Annotated in this window: 16 protein-coding genes; 10 read left to right on the top strand and 6 right to left on the bottom strand. The window is 65.1% G+C overall.

The window, feature by feature from the left end; translation table 11 throughout:
* The first annotated feature begins 6 nt into the window (after positions 1-6).
* Genes mobA through glp form a run of 3 tightly spaced genes read left to right on the top strand, consistent with a single transcriptional unit; the run spans position 7 to position 2,416 of the window.
* Entirely contained in the window at positions 7-645 is a 639-nt protein-coding gene (gene mobA / locus HCZ87_RS03510) for a molybdenum cofactor guanylyltransferase MobA (protein WP_167642389.1), read from the top strand.
* Positions 642-1,151 carry a molybdopterin-guanine dinucleotide biosynthesis protein B gene (gene mobB, locus HCZ87_RS03515; RefSeq protein ID WP_167642390.1) on the top strand — a complete coding sequence of 170 codons (510 nt, stop codon included), beginning with the start codon at positions 642-644 and terminating at the stop codon, positions 1,149-1,151. Before mobA ends, mobB begins: the two co-directional genes overlap by 4 nt.
* Positions 1,148-2,416, top strand: a complete 1,269-nt coding sequence (gene glp, locus HCZ87_RS03520) for a gephyrin-like molybdotransferase Glp (RefSeq protein ID WP_167642391.1) — start codon at positions 1,148-1,150, stop codon at positions 2,414-2,416. The genes mobB and glp overlap by 4 nt, the downstream gene beginning before the upstream one ends.
* Before the next feature lie 148 nt (positions 2,417-2,564).
* On the opposite strand, the gene HCZ87_RS03525 is transcribed toward glp, so the two are convergent.
* The 4 genes from HCZ87_RS03525 to HCZ87_RS03540 all read right to left on the bottom strand — a co-directional run bounded on the left by HCZ87_RS03525 (position 2,565) and on the right by HCZ87_RS03540 (position 5,295).
* Positions 2,565-3,080: a GNAT family N-acetyltransferase gene (locus HCZ87_RS03525; protein ID WP_167642392.1), complete on the bottom strand. Its 516-nt coding sequence runs from the start codon at positions 3,078-3,080 to the stop codon at positions 2,565-2,567.
* Entirely contained in the window at positions 3,073-4,104 is a 1,032-nt protein-coding gene (locus HCZ87_RS03530; protein WP_167642393.1) for a hypothetical protein, read from the bottom strand. The genes HCZ87_RS03525 and HCZ87_RS03530 overlap by 8 nt, the downstream gene beginning before the upstream one ends.
* Before the next feature lie 38 nt (positions 4,105-4,142).
* On the bottom strand, positions 4,143-4,613 hold the full coding sequence (gene greA / locus HCZ87_RS03535; protein ID WP_167642394.1) for a transcription elongation factor GreA: 471 nt from the start codon (positions 4,611-4,613) through the stop codon (positions 4,143-4,145).
* Between the two features lie 301 nt (positions 4,614-4,914).
* On the bottom strand, positions 4,915-5,295 hold the full coding sequence (locus HCZ87_RS03540) for a VOC family protein (RefSeq protein ID WP_167642395.1): 381 nt from the start codon (positions 5,293-5,295) through the stop codon (positions 4,915-4,917).
* 140 nt (positions 5,296-5,435) lie between these two features.
* Between HCZ87_RS03540 and soxR the strand changes: the two genes are divergently transcribed.
* The 4 genes from soxR (at position 5,436) to HCZ87_RS03560 (ending at position 10,434) form a co-directional block, all read left to right on the top strand.
* Complete coding sequence (soxR, locus tag HCZ87_RS03545; protein WP_167642396.1) at positions 5,436-5,891, top strand: redox-sensitive transcriptional activator SoxR; 456 nt, start codon at positions 5,436-5,438, stop codon at positions 5,889-5,891.
* Positions 5,892-6,126: 235 nt separating this feature from the next.
* Complete coding sequence (locus tag HCZ87_RS03550) at positions 6,127-7,776, top strand: electron transfer flavoprotein-ubiquinone oxidoreductase (protein ID WP_167642397.1); 1,650 nt, start codon at positions 6,127-6,129, stop codon at positions 7,774-7,776.
* Positions 7,777-7,898: 122 nt separating this feature from the next.
* Positions 7,899-9,620 carry a tetratricopeptide repeat protein gene (locus HCZ87_RS03555; RefSeq protein WP_167642398.1) on the top strand — a complete coding sequence of 574 codons (1,722 nt, stop codon included), beginning with the start codon at positions 7,899-7,901 and terminating at the stop codon, positions 9,618-9,620.
* Entirely contained in the window at positions 9,607-10,434 is an 828-nt protein-coding gene (locus HCZ87_RS03560; protein ID WP_167642399.1) for a 4-(cytidine 5'-diphospho)-2-C-methyl-D-erythritol kinase, read from the top strand. Before HCZ87_RS03555 ends, HCZ87_RS03560 begins: the two co-directional genes overlap by 14 nt.
* Before the next feature lie 34 nt (positions 10,435-10,468).
* Here HCZ87_RS03560 and HCZ87_RS03565 read toward each other — a convergent pair whose 3' ends face one another.
* Positions 10,469-11,467 (bottom strand): polyprenyl synthetase family protein, encoded by a 999-nt coding sequence (locus tag HCZ87_RS03565; RefSeq protein WP_167642425.1) that lies wholly within the window; start codon positions 11,465-11,467, stop codon positions 10,469-10,471.
* A gap of 57 nt (positions 11,468-11,524) precedes the next feature.
* Here HCZ87_RS03565 and HCZ87_RS03570 point away from each other — a divergent pair, with 57 nt between their 5' ends.
* The 3 genes from HCZ87_RS03570 (at position 11,525) to HCZ87_RS03580 (ending at position 12,918) form a co-directional block, all read left to right on the top strand.
* Complete coding sequence (locus HCZ87_RS03570; RefSeq protein ID WP_167642400.1) at positions 11,525-11,746, top strand: DUF2007 domain-containing protein; 222 nt, start codon at positions 11,525-11,527, stop codon at positions 11,744-11,746.
* Positions 11,739-12,518, top strand: a complete 780-nt coding sequence (locus HCZ87_RS03575; protein WP_368484078.1) for a tRNA1(Val) (adenine(37)-N6)-methyltransferase — start codon at positions 11,739-11,741, stop codon at positions 12,516-12,518. Before HCZ87_RS03570 ends, HCZ87_RS03575 begins: the two co-directional genes overlap by 8 nt.
* A 232-nt stretch (positions 12,519-12,750) precedes the next feature.
* A complete protein-coding gene (locus tag HCZ87_RS03580) occupies positions 12,751-12,918 on the top strand; it encodes a YdcH family protein (protein ID WP_167642402.1) in 168 nt (55 codons plus the stop codon).
* Positions 12,919-13,032: 114 nt separating this feature from the next.
* Here the strand turns inward: HCZ87_RS03580 and HCZ87_RS03585 are convergent, their stop codons facing one another.
* A complete protein-coding gene (locus tag HCZ87_RS03585) occupies positions 13,033-13,932 on the bottom strand; it encodes a DMT family transporter (RefSeq protein ID WP_167642403.1) in 900 nt (299 codons plus the stop codon).
* Positions 13,933-13,935: the final 3 nt, after the last annotated feature.

Genomic DNA, 13,935 nt, shown 5'->3' on the forward strand with positions numbered 1-13,935 from the left:
TGCAGCATGACACAGGTTCTTGGAGTGATCCTGGCAGGTGGGCTGGCCACCCGGATGGGCGGCGGCGACAAGGGGCTGCTGCGTCTTGGCGGACGGAGCCTGCTGACGCGGGTGGTTGATCGGCTGGCGCCGCAGGTTGCGGGGCTGGCGCTGAACGCCAATGGCGATGCGGCGCGGTTTGCGGATCTGGGCCTGCCGGTGATTGCCGACAGTATCGAGGGCTTTGCCGGGCCGCTGGCCGGGGTGCTGGCGGGGCTTGACTGGGCGGCGGAGCAGGGGGCGGAGGCGATTGTCACCGCCGCCGCCGACACGCCGTTCTTTCCCACCGATCTGGTGGCACGGCTGGTCGCGGCCTCGGCGGGGCAGGCGCATCCCTTGGTGCTGGCCACCACGCCCAAGAGCGGCGATGAGATGCTGAAATCCGGCGGCCGTGGCCGCGTCAATCGCCACCCGACCTTTGGTCTCTGGCCGGTGGCGCTGCGAGATGATTTGCGGGCGGCGCTGAACGACGGGCTGCGCAAGGTGGTGCTGTGGACCGACCGGCATGGCGGGCGCGAGGCGCTGTTTGACGCCACGCCCTTTGATCCCTTCTTTAACGTCAACACGCCCGACGATCTGGCGCGGGCAGAGGGGCTATTGCGATGAAACTCTATGGTGTGACCGGCTGGAAGAACAACGGCAAGACTGGCCTGATGGAGCGGCTGGTGGCGGAGTTCACCGCGCGGGGGCTGCGTGTTTCCACCCTGAAACACGCCCATCACAGCACCGATGTGGACCAGCCCGGCACCGACAGCCATCGCCACCGCGTTGCGGGGGCAGAGGAGGTGGTGCTGGCCTCGCCCAACCGCGTCGCCATCATGCAGGAGCTGCGCGGCGCGCCGGAGCCGTCGCTGACCGCGCTGCTGGCCCGGATGCGCCCGGTGGATCTGATCCTGATCGAGGGGTTCAAGCGGGAGCCGCATCCCAAGATCGAAGTCTATCGCACCGCCGCTGGCAGCGCGCTGATCGCGCCGCAGGATGCCAGCATCCGCGCCGTGGCCGCCGACATCCCGCTGGATCTGGATCGCCCGGTCTTTGATCTGGATGACACGAGGGCGATTGCCGATTTCATCGCGGCGGAGCTGAGCCTGAACGCGGAGGCTGCGCAATGACCGTGACGCCGCCGCCCCTGCGCAACGATTGTTTTGCCCTGCCGCAGGGGGTGAGCTGGACGCCCGTGGAGGAGGCGCTGGCGCTGCTGCGAGACAGGCTGGCGCCGGTCACGGGCGTTGAGACGCTGCCGCTGGCGGAGGCATTGGGCCGGGTGTTGGCGCAGGAGGCGGTGGCGCGGCGCTCCAACCCGCCGCAGCCCAATTCCGCGGTCGATGGCTATGGCTTCGCCGGGGCGCGGGACGCGGGGCCGCATGTGCTGCCGCTGGTGGCGGGGCGCGCGGCGGCGGGGGTGCCCTATGCGGATGTCGTGCCCGAGGGCCATGCGATCCGTATCCTGACCGGCGCGGCGCTGCCCGAAGGGGCCGATACGGTGATCCTGGAAGAGGACGTGCGCATCGATGGGCGGCAGGTCGCCTTTCACGGGCCACTAAAGCGCGGCGCCAATGCGCGGGCGGCGGGCGAGGATGTGATGGCGGGCGAGGTGATCCTGCCGGCGGGGCGGGTGTTGACGCCTGCCGATCTGGCGCTGGCCTCGGCCACCGGTCTGGCGAAGCTTGCGGTACGCAAACCCCTGCGGGTGGCGGTGATTTCCACCGGCGACGAGCTGGTGGAGCCGGGGGCTGTGGCCGGGTTGGGGCAGATCTATGACGCCAATCGCCCGATGCTTTTGGCGCTGATGCAGCAGTTTGGCTTTCAGGTGCTGGATATGGGTCGCATTGCGGATCATCGCGAGAGCCTGCGGCAGGCGCTGGATGAGGCGGCGGCGCGGGCGGATGTGATCCTGACCAGCGGCGGTGCCTCGGCGGGGGACGAGGACCATGTCTCGGCGCTCTTGCGCGCGGCGGGTGCGATGCAGGAATGGCGGATCGCGCTGAAACCGGGCCGCCCGCTGGCGCTGGGCATGTGGAGCGGCACGCCGGTCTTTGGCCTGCCGGGCAACCCGGTGGCGGCGCTGGTCTGCACGCTGATCTTTGCCCGCCCAGCGATGGGGCTGATGGCGGGGGCGGGCTGGTCGGAGCCCTTGGGGTTTGAGGTGCCAGCGGCGTTTTCCAAAAACAAGAAACCGGGGCGGCGGGAGTATCTGCGCGCCCGGCTGCGCGCGGGGCAGGCCGAAGTGTTCAAATCCGAGGGGTCGGGGCGGATCTCCGGGCTGAGCTGGGCCGAGGGGCTGGTGGAACTGCCCGATCAGGCCGCCGAGATCCGCCCGGGTGATGTGGTTTATCCCCTATGCCAGCTTTGGCATGGGGTGAATGAGCCTGAGTGATTGGGCCTTGGGGGAGTGAGCCTGGGGGATCTGTCGCCGGGGGCGGGGTGACTGTGTGGCTGTTGCAAAGAAGGGGGCGCTGCCCCCTCGCGCCATGGGCGCTCACCCCCGGGATATTTGCGGTTAGAAGAAAAAGTGGCGGGCGCGATCAGGGGGCGAGCTGATAGTTGAAGACATCGTTTGGGTAGGCGTCATTGCCGAGCATAAATGCAGTGGTGCCGATGCGTTCAAATCCCTGCGCCAGGTAAAAGCCGATGGCGGCGGTGTTTTCCGAATTGGTCGTCAGCCAGGCGGTTTCTTGCTCCCAGCGCCGGGCCTGGGCCAGCCCGGCGTCTAACAGCGCGCGGCCGATGCCGGTACCTTGGTGGCGCGGTTGCACGTAGAGGGTTGAAATCTCGCATCCCGCTGCCGCGGTCACCGGGTTTCCTTGGTTGCGCGTCAGGCGGATGTAGCCGTCGATGCCGCTACGGTTTTGCGAGACGATCAGCTGTTCGTCCGGGGCGTGCAGGAGGTCCAGAAAGCGCTGTCTGGTGAAGGTCGAGAGCACATAGTCGGCAAATTGGCCGCTGATGCCCTGGCGCAGGTAGGTGCCGATCCAGACCTCGATGGAGAGCGCCGCCAGGCTGGAGGCGTCCGAGGGCGTGGCGGTCCTGAGCCTAGTCAAAGGTGCCCGCCACCCGGCCCAGCAGCATGAAGGCGCGGGCGGTGCGGGTGTCGCTGAGGGCGGAGATCTGCTCGTCCGTGGCCTCGGCCTCGAAGCGGGTGAACATCTGATCAAAGCGGCGCAGGAAGTGATGGGCGGAATCGCGAAACAGCGGGTCCTGTTTCATCCGCGCAGAGGAAAGCGCCAGGGAGGAGCGATCCCGCACGCCGCCAAGTGCGGCCACCGCGCGGCCCCGCGCGCCATGGGCAAACTGGCGCCAGACATCCGGGCGGGCGCGGTCGGGGCGCAGGTCATCCATATAGATGCCTTCCTGGCTCAGCAGGGTCAGCACATCCTGGGCGGCGCGGATCACCTGGGCGGCGTGGCGGTCCTTGAGCGCCAGCCGCAGCGAGATGAAGCCTTCCTCGTCCTCGGAGGTTTCGGGGAAGTTCAGGGCGCGGATGAAATGCTCGTTGGAGAGCGGCGGCGCCATGTCTTCGGCGGGGGTGCCAAGCTCCAGCGAGCCCTGTTCGGTCACCGCCTCCATCGCCTTGGAGGGAATTGCCAGCCGTTCGGGCGTGCGGCGGCTGGTTTGGAAGGTCGCCAAAACCGTTTCCGTCTTTCGGGCGGTGGCGGCGATCTCTTCGAGTTTCTTGGTCACCGAGGGTTCGCTGACCACGGCGGCGGCCTGGGAATGGGCCAGATACATATGCCGCAGGCTGGAGATTGCCGCGTGCAGGCGCTCTGTCTCTTCCTGCATGATGCGGGTGGCGCGCAGGGCGATGGCCGCGACAAACAGCAGCAGCACCGGCATCATTACCGCGAGCAGGCGCACCAGGGGCGCGTTCCATTCGATCGAGAGCGCCATGTCGGGGGCCAGCACATAGACGGCGACCACCACCAAGAGCCAGAGCACCCCGAGCGCCAGCGCCAGAACTTCCGGCAAGCCAAGCGGGGTGCGGCTGTTGCTGTCCAGATCCGGGAGCGCCAGATCCGGCTGACCAGAGGCTTTGGGCGTATGTGTATCGCTGGGGGTACTGGTCATGTCCGGCCCGCTCTGTCCCTTGGAGTCCTTGGCGTTGCTCAGGCGTAGACGATCTTGAGAATCTCGTAGGATCGGTCGCCGCCGGGCGTGCGTACCTCTACACTGTCGCCTTCTTCCTTGCCGATCAAGGCACGCGCGATGGGAGAGCGCACATTCAAGAGGCCTGCCTCGATATTGGCCTCATGCTCGCCCACGATCTGCCAGGTTTTTTCCTCGTCGGTGTCTTCGTCCACCACGGTGACCTTGGCGCCGAATTTGATCGCGCCGGAGAGCTTGGTGGGGTCAATCACATCCGCCAGCGACAGCACCCCTTCGAGTTCCTTGATGCGGCCCTCGATGAAAGACTGTTTTTCGCGTGCCGAGTGGTATTCGGCGTTTTCCGACAAATCGCCGAGCTCGCGCGCTTCGGCGATGGCGCGGATGATGGCCGGGCGCTCAACGCTCTTGAGGGTTTTCAGCTCGACTTCGAGGGCCTGAAAGCCCGCCGGCGTCATCGGGATCTTTTCCATGGTCGTGTCCGCTTCCGTGGTTCGTTCTTTGTTGTTGCGTACCTTATGAACGCCACCGCCCCGCCGCGATGTGCAGCGGGGCGAGCCGTCGTGTTGGCAAATACCTGACCCAATCGGGGATGCAATTGCAAGGGGGGCTAGGGGTCTTGTGCGGGGTTTTGCTGCTGACCGGGGGTGTTTAACGACGCCAGCCGCCGCAGAAGGTGGGTTGCGGTGGGGTCATCCCGGCCCGCGTACTGTCGCGCGGGGGGGGGCAAACCTGCTCAGGCGGGCGGGCCGGGAGGTGGCGAGAAACAACAGCTCAATCATATTGCACGAGCTCATATTCCACCCCCTCGCCGTCCAGAAAGTAAAACCGCCGGCCGGGTTCGTAGTCGCCATGGTTCATTGGCTCAAACCCGGCCTCGCGCACGGCGGCCTCGGCCTTGTCGAGATCATCGACCACCACCGCCAGATGGTTGAGCCCGCCCTTGTGGGCATAGCGCTCCGCGGGCTCAATCAGGTCCTTATCCGGGGCATAAAGCGCCAGATACTGGTCCTTGGTGCCCACATGCACCGAATAGCCGCCGTTGATTGCCGGACCCTGCCAGCGGATGTGCCAGCCAAAGATCTTTTGCATCCAGGCGGCGGTTTGCTCCGGGTTGCTGACGCAAATATTGGCGTGTTCAAGCGTTGCAGTCATGGCGATGCTCCTTTTGATTTTGCTTGCCTAGATCCTTGGTAATTTCTAAACCTAACTTTAGCTCAAGCATTTTCTTGAGGGTCGCCGCAGTTTTTTTCGCCCCGCGTCTGATCGCGGATCGGGGCCGCACGGAGGGTGAGATGTCTGCTTCGCATGGGTTGTCGATCGGGTTTCTGGCAGAGCGCACCGGGCTCGCGGTGTCGGCCATTCGCTATTACGAGGCGCAGGGCTTGCTGGAGCCCTGGCGCAATGCGGGCGGGCAGCGCCGGTTTCATCGCGCCGATATCCGGCGGCTGAGCTTTGTGATGATCGCGCAGAAATTCGGTTTCACCTTGCCGGAGATTCGCGACCAGTTGCAGCGCCTGCCGAACGGGCGCACCCCCACCAAGGAGGACTGGACGCGCCTGTCACAGCAGTTCCGCGCCCATCTGGATGCACGAATCAAAATGCTGGAAAAACTGCGCGACGATCTGGATGGCTGTATCGGCTGCGGCTGCCTGTCGCTGCCGAGCTGCGCGCTTTATAATCCGGCCGATAAAGCGGCGAAAAAAGGGGCGGGGCCGCGCTATTTGATGGGCGACAGCCCCGAGACTTGACACAACTGTCTGTTCGCGCCGCTATTGGTGCATCTGGTGCCGATATCCGGCGCGATTTTGACGGTTTTTCCGGGTCTGTGCCTATTCCTACGTAGGGTATGGATTGACCTCTCCATGCTGCAACAGCTAAGCAACCGCGCAAGAATGTTGCGCCCTTCCGCCCGCGCACTGCAAAGGCGCGAAACAGCCAAGGACCAGACGCGCAGGTCCATACGATAGCCAAGGAGCACCCCGAATGGCCGAGATTGAACGCGAAGCAATGGAATACGACGTTGTGATCGTCGGGGCCGGTCCCGCCGGTCTGTCGGCCGCGATCCGCCTCAAGCAGCTGGACGCCGATCTGGACGTTGTGGTGCTGGAGAAGGGCTCCGAGGTTGGCGCGCATATCCTGTCGGGCGCGGTGCTGGATCCCTGCGGCCTGAACGCGCTGATTCCCGACTGGAAGGAAAAAGGCGCGCCGCTCAATGTGCCGGTGAAGGATGATAACTTCTTCATGCTGGGCGAGGCGGGCGAAGTCCGTATCCCCAATGCGCCGATGCCGCCCCTGATGAACAACCACGGCAACTACATCGTTTCCATGGGCAATGTCTGCCGCTGGATGGCCGAGCAGGCTGAGGAGCTGGGCGTCGAGATCTTCCCCGGCATGTCCTGTTCGGAGCTGATCTACGGCGACAATGGCGAAGTCAAAGGCGTGGTTGCGGGCGTGTTTGGGCTGGAGGCCGATGGCTCTTATGGTCCCAACACCGAGCCGGGCATGGAGCTGCACGGCAAATATGTCTTCCTCTCCGAGGGCGTGCGCGGCTCGCTGTCAAAAGAGGTGATCGCCAAGTATGACCTCGGCGCCGGCAAAGAGGTGCAGAAATACGGCGTCGGCATGAAAGAGATCTGGGAGATCGACCCGGCCAAGCACAAGGAAGGCTCCGTCACCCATACCATGGGCTGGCCGCTGAATTCCAACGCGGGCGGTGGGTCCTTCATCTATCACCTTGATAACAATCAGGTCTATGTCGGCTTTGTGGTCCACCTGAACTACAAGAACCCGCATCTTTACCCCTATATGGAGTTTCAGCGCTTCAAGCATCACCCGATGGTCGCTGAACTGCTGAAGGGCGGCAAACGCGTGGCTTATGGCGCGCGGGCGATCACCGAGGGCGGCTATCAGTCGATGCCGAAGCTGACCTTCCCCGGGGGCGCGCTGCTGGGCTGTTCCGCCGGTATGGTCAACGTGCCGCGCATCAAGGGCAACCACAATGCGATGCTCTCGGGCAAGGCTGCGGCCGAAGCGGCCTATGACGCGATCAAGGCGGGCCGCGCCTCTGACGAGCTGACCGCCTATGAGGCCGAGGTGCGCGACGGTGCCATCGGCAAGGACCTCAAGATGGTGCGCAACGTCAAGCCGATGTGGTCGAAATGGGGTCTTACCGCCTCGCTGGTGTTTGGTGGCCTCGACATGTGGACCAACAACCTCTTTGGCTTTTCCTTCTTTGGCACGCTGGGCCACGGCAAGAACGACGCGCAATCCACCGAACCGGCGGATCAGCATAAACCCATAGACTATCCGAAACCCGATGGCATCTTGTCCTTTGACCGGCTGACCAACGTGTCCTTTGCGATGACCAACCACGAGGAAAGCCAGCCCTGCCACCTGCGTCTGGCCAATCCCGACACGCCGATCCAGGTCAACCTGCCGAAGTTCAACGAACCGGCGCAGCGCTACTGCCCGGCGGGGGTCTATGAGGTGGTCGAAAAAGACGGCAAGCCGGAATTCGTGGTGAACTTCCAGAACTGCGTTCACTGCAAGACCTGCGATATCAAGGATCCGAGCCAGAACATCACCTGGACCACGCCGCAGGGCGGCGACGGGCCCAACTACCCGAACATGTGATCGGCGATATCGCATCACATGCGATTTCATGGGGCGTCCCGAGGGGGCGCCCCATTGCGGTTTCAGGGCTTCGGCTCTACGCTCTGTTTCAGATTTTTCAGACCTTGCTGGGGAGACCCCTCGTGCCCGTTGCTTTTTTCCGCACCCTGAGCTGTGCCGCCGCGCTGTTGTTGACCACCGGGCCGATGGTCGCCGCCGAGGGGCTGGCGGGGGCCTATCTGGCCGGACGCGCCGCGACCTATGACAGCGATTTCGCCGCCTCCGCGCAATATTACACGCGCGCCCTGGTGCGGGACCCTCAGAATGTCGTGCTGATGGAGAACCTGGTTTATGCGCGGCTGGCGATGGGCGATATCAAATCCGCCCTGCCGGTGGCGCAGCGGATGTGGGAGCAGGGCGTGCAAAGCCAGGTCGCCAATCTGGTGGTGGTCGGCAACCTTGCCCTGAGCGAGGATTATGACGCGCTTCTGGGGCGCGATGAGGCGCAATTCCCGATCAGCCCGCTGGTGGATGGCCTGCTGGACGCCTGGGCCTATATGGGGCGCGGTGCCGTCTCTGATGCGCTGGCGCAGTTTGACAGCGTGGCCGAAAACGACGAGGGGCTGCGGTTCTTTGCGCTCTATCACAAGGCGCTGGCGCTGGCCTCGGTCGGCGATTACGAGGGCGCCGAGGAACTCTTTGCCGCCAATGGGGGCCAGCTTGGCCGCTCCTCGCGCCGCGCGGTGATCGCCCGGGTGCAGAGCCTGTCGCAGCTGGGTCGCAATGATGAAGCGCTGGAGGTGCTGGTGGACAGCTTCGGCAGCGGCTTTGACCCGGCGCTGAGCGTGCTGGCCGATCAGCTCGCCGCAGGGGAGACGCTGGACTTTGCCATTGCGCCCACCGCGCGCGACGGCATGGCCGAGGTGTTTTACAGCCTGGCGCAGGCGATGTCGGGCGGCGCGGCGGATGACTATGTGCTGATGTACACCCGCATGGCCGCGATGCTGAACCCGAAACATGTGGATGCTATCCTGCTGAGCGCCGGGCTGCTGGACCAGCTGGGCCGCTACGAGCTGTCGATCGAGACCTATAAGCAGGTGCCCCGCGACCACCCGGATTTCCACGCCGCCGAGCTGGGCCGCGCCGAGGCCCTGCGCCGTGCGGCCAACCCGCAGGCCGCGCAGGAGGTGCTGGAACAGCTGGTGCGCGATTTCCCCGAGCATATGGCCGTCTATGTTGATCTGGGCGATCTGAAGCGGCAGGAAGAAGACTACGCCGGGGCCGCCGCCGCCTATACGCAGGCGCTGGAGCTGGGCGACGAGACGGCCTCCAACCGCTGGTTCCTGTTCTATGCCCGGGGCATCTGCAACGAGCGGCTGAAGAACTGGCAGGCCGCCGAGGATGATTTCCGCGCCGCGCTGGCCATCGATCCGGATCAGCCGCAGGTGCTCAACTATCTGGGCTATTCGCTGGTGGAACGGCAGGTGAAACTGGACGAGGCGCTCTCGATGATCGAACGCGCCGTCGCCGCCCGCCCGGACAGCGGCTATATCGTCGATTCGCTGGGCTGGGTGCTCTATCGGCTGGGCAATTATGAGGCCGCCGTGGGCCATATGGAACGCGCGGTGGAGCTGATGCCGGTGGATGCGGTGGTGAATGATCACCTCGGCGATGTCTATTGGGCGGTCGGGCGTCACCTGGAGGCGGAATTCCAGTGGAAGCGCGCGCTGTCCTTTCCTGACGCCGCCGATGCCAATGACGAAGCCGACCCGGAGCGCATCCGCCGCAAGCTCGACATCGGTCTGGACGCGGTGCTGGCCGAGGAAGGCGCGGCCCCGCTTCAGGTGGCCAATGACGACAGCTGAGATCTTTGCCCCGGCGAAGATCAACCTGACCCTGCATGTGACGGGCCGCCGCGATGACGGCTATCATCTGCTCGACAGTCTGGTGGTCTTTGCCGCGCAGGCCGGGGATCGGCTGCGATTGACGGCGGGAGAGTCCCTGTCGCTGGCGGTGAGTGGCCCCTTTGCGGCGGGGGTGCCGCAGGATCCGCGCAATCTGGTCTGGCGCGCCGCCGAGGGCGCGGGCTGGGCCGGGGCGATGGAGCTGGAGAAATTTCTGCCCCATGGCGCGGGCATCGGCGGCGGCTCTTCGGATGCGGCAGCGGTGCTCAGGGCGCTGGCGGAACAGGGGCACGACCTGCCATTGGGGTTGCCACTGTCGCTGGGCGCGGATGTGCCGGTCTGCGTGGCGGGCGCGGCCGCGCGGATGCAGGGCATCGGCGAAGACATCACCCCGATCACCTTGCCCAGACTGCCCGCCTTGCTGGTCAATCCGGGTGTCGAGGTGCCGACAGGGGCGGTGTTCTCGGCGCTGGCCTCGCGCGACAATGCGCCAATGCCGCAGGGTCTGCCGACCTTTGCGGGCGTTGAGGACTGCGCCGCCTGGCTCAGCGAACAACGCAACGATCTGGAGGCCCCGGCAATCGCTGTTGCGCCCGAAATCATGCGCGCGCTGGGGGATTTGCGCAGCTCGCGCAATGCGCTGATGGCGCGGATGTCGGGGTCGGGCTCCAGCTGTTTTGCGCTTTATCCGACCCTCAAGGCCGCGCATTTCGCCGCCTATGAAATCGGCGCCGAACACCCGGAGTGGTGGTGCGTGGCAACCGAACTGGGCTGAGGCCGGGCCGTAGACCGGCCCGCCCGCCCGGGCGTCAGTTCAGCCTTGATACGACGTAACCGGCCAGATCAATCAGCATGCTGCGAATGGGGTGTTCCGGCAGTTCCGCCAGGGCGGTCTTGGCCTTGGCGGCCCAGCCAAAGGCATCCGCGCGAGTGGCCTCCAGCGTGCCGTATTTCGCCATCAGGGACAGGGCGTGCTCCAGGTCGCCCTCTTGCTGGCGGCCCTTGGCGATGGTGCGCTCCCAGAAGGCGCGCTCCTCTTCGGTGGCCTGGGCTATGGCCTTGATCACCGGCAGCGTCAGCTTGCGCTCGCGGAAATCATCGCCGACGTTCTTGCCGGTCTTGGCCGCATCGCCTTGATAATCCAGAAGATCATCGGCGATCTGAAAGGCGATCCCCAGCGCATCGCCATAGTCAAACAGCGCCTTTACCTGGGGCTCGGGCGCTGCGGCGATCACGCCGCCCACCTCAGTCGCGGCGGAAAACAGCGCTGCCGTCTTGCCGCGTACCACTTGCAGATAGATCGCCTCGGTGGTGCGCAGATCGGTGGCGGCGGTCATTTGCAGCACCTCGCCCTCGGCAATGGTGGCGGAGGCATTGGCGAGGATATCCAGCACCCGCAGGCTGCCGGTATCGACCATCAACTGAAAGCTGCGCGCAAAGAGGTAATCGCCCACCAGAACCGAGCTTTTGTTGTCCCACAGCAGGTTCGCCGTAGGGCGGCCCCGGCGCTGGGCGCTCTCATCGACCACATCGTCATGCAGCAATGTGGCGGTGTGGATGAACTCCACCGTGGCGGCCAGTTTCAGGTGGTGGTCGCCCTCATAGCCGCACATCCGCGCCGCTGCCAGCGTCAGCATCGGGCGCAGGCGCTTGCCGCCGGCCTCGACCAGATGCGCGGTCACCTCGGGGATGCGCGGCGCGTGTTCCGATGCCATCCGTTCCCGGATCAGCGCATTCACCGCGTCCAGTTCCCCAGCCAGCGTTGCGGCCAGCAATTCATGAGGTTTCTGCGTCATCACCTGGTTCATCACATTCCCGCTTGCAAGGCTCGACAAGACCCCGGTCTTGCCCTTAGATCCATCGACATGAAGGAAGTATTGCGCAGCACAGATCCGACGATCCTGGCCTTTGCCACAGCCCTCCTTAAGGGCGAGGGTATAGACTGCTTTGAAATGGACGTAAATATGAGCGTGCTGGAAGGCGGCATCGGGATTTTTCCGCGTCGCCTGCTGGTGCGCAGCGATGATCTGGCGGCGGCGCAAACTGCGCTGCGCGACAATGATCTGCCGGTCTCTGATCGTGGCTGAGCCTGCGGTATTTGCGGCAGAGGAGCTGAGCAGCGACGGGTTTCTGGGCGGCAAGCTCACCCTGATGCAGCCGAAATCGGGCTATCGGGCCGGGGTCGATCCGGTGCTGCTGGCGGCTTCGGTCAATGCGCGCCCGGGGCAGCGGGTGCTGGAACTTGGCTGCGGCGCGGGGCAGGCGATGCTCTGCCTGGCGGCGCGGGTTGCGGATCTGGCGCTGACCGGGGTGGAGCTCCAGCCCGCCTATGCCGATCTGGCGCGGCGCAATGCCGCTGCCAATGGCCGCGAGGCCAGGGTCTGGACCGCGGATCTGGCGGATCTGCCCGCCGAGCTGCGCCAGCAGAGCTTTGACCATGTGATCGCCAACCCGCCCTATTACCGCCCCGGGGCCCATAGCCCGGCGCAGGATGCGGGCCGCGCCACCGCATTGGGCGAGGGCACGCCGCTGGACCTGTGGTTCGATGCCGCCGCCCGGCGTCTGGCGCCGAAGGGCTATCTGCATATGATCCAGCGCGCCGACCGGCTGCCGGATATGATCGCCGCCGTGCAGGCACGGCTCGGCTCCCTGGAGGTGTTGCCACTGGCACCGCGCGCGGGTCGCGCGGCGGAGCTGGTGTTGCTGCGGGCGCGCAAAGGCGGGCGGGCGGCGTTTCGTCTGCATGCGCCGCTGGTACTGCATGACGGGGCCGCGCATCTCTGCGATGGCGAGGATTACAGCCCCGCCATCCGGCAGGTCCTGCGGGCGGGCGCCGCCTTGCCCTGGCCCGCGGCCTGAGCGCGTCGGGCCAGGCGGGCTGTGGTCTTTTGCGCTGGCTTCGCGATTTCCCGGTCTTTGGCAGTCTTTGGTCTGCCCGCATTTGCGCCCGTATAGGCGGGAAACAGCCAAAAGATGCAATTTGCACCAAAGAACTCAGGAAATTTACGCGTCTGCGGCGTGACAGGTTGAAGAAACCGTGCTCCAATCCCCATGTAACAGTTTCATCAAGCTTTGAAGAAGGAGGAATGACATGAGCCTCAGCTCGCATCTGACCGAACTGAAGAAGAAGCACGAGCATCTAAGCTTTGAAGTTGAACAGGCGGAACGATCTCCCGCGACCGACCGTCTGGAAATCAAATCCCTGAAAAAAGAAAAACTGCGTCTGAAGGATCAGATCGAACGTCTTACCGACGCCTGACACCCGGCCCTGCTGGCGCCACGCAGACCGCGTCAGCCGCCTGTGGTGACCCGGCAGCTCCGCGTATGAAGGCGGAGGCGGGTCATCCAAACACAACAGTCGAAGACAGAGGCCTCACACCTGTGGGGCCTCGCTTGATTTCAGATCCTGTTTCGAGGCGCCAGAGGCCCGTGCCGCCAGCAATGCTCCGCCGGTGATCAGCAGCGCCGCCAGCGCCAGCCCCCAGGAGGGGGCCGCGATCCCGGCCAGCACAAGGATCAAGGTGGACAGCAAGGGCGCGGCATAGGAGCTGGTGCCCAGCATCTGGATATCGCCCTGTTTGACGCCGATGTCCCAGACATAGAACGCCAGCCCCACCGGCCCGAGACCCAGAAGCAGCGTCGCGCTCCAGCCCAATGCGCCGATGGGCCAGATCGTCTCCTCCAGCAGCAGATGCAAGACAGCGGAGGCCAGCGCGCTCAGCAGGCAAAACACCGCGACCGAGGCGGTCGGCGCATCGCCCAGCAGCCGCGAGCCGACGGAATAGCAGGACCAGAACAGCGCGCAGAGCAGCGCCAGCCCGTAGCCCGCGAGATATTCCGCCTGAAAACCGACGCCGCCACCGCTGATGATGCAGGCGGCCCCGGCGAATCCCAAAAGCGCGCCGAGGAAATGCCCGGCACGCAAGCGCTCGCCGGGCAAGAGGCCCGACAGCAGCACGATCAGCAGCGGCCAGAGATAGGCGATCAGCCCGGCCTCGGCTGCGGGGGCGGCGCGCAGGGCGGAGAAATACAGCGCGTGATAGCCAAACACCCCGATGGAGCCAAAGGCATAGACAGGCCAGCGCACCCGCCGCAGCTGCGCCCAGCTGCCCGTCACCTGAACCCAGATCAACCCGATGATGCCGCCGATGCTGAAACAGATGGCGTTGAGCATCAGCGGTGGCGTCGGGCTGGACCCCACCGTCAAAAGCGCCAGCAGCGCCCAAAGAAGAACAGCGACAAAACCGATTGCGGTGGCTTGGGAGCGAGGCATGGG

This window comes from Phaeobacter sp. HF9A (assembly GCF_011806385.1).
Lineage (GTDB): Bacteria > Pseudomonadota > Alphaproteobacteria > Rhodobacterales > Rhodobacteraceae > Epibacterium.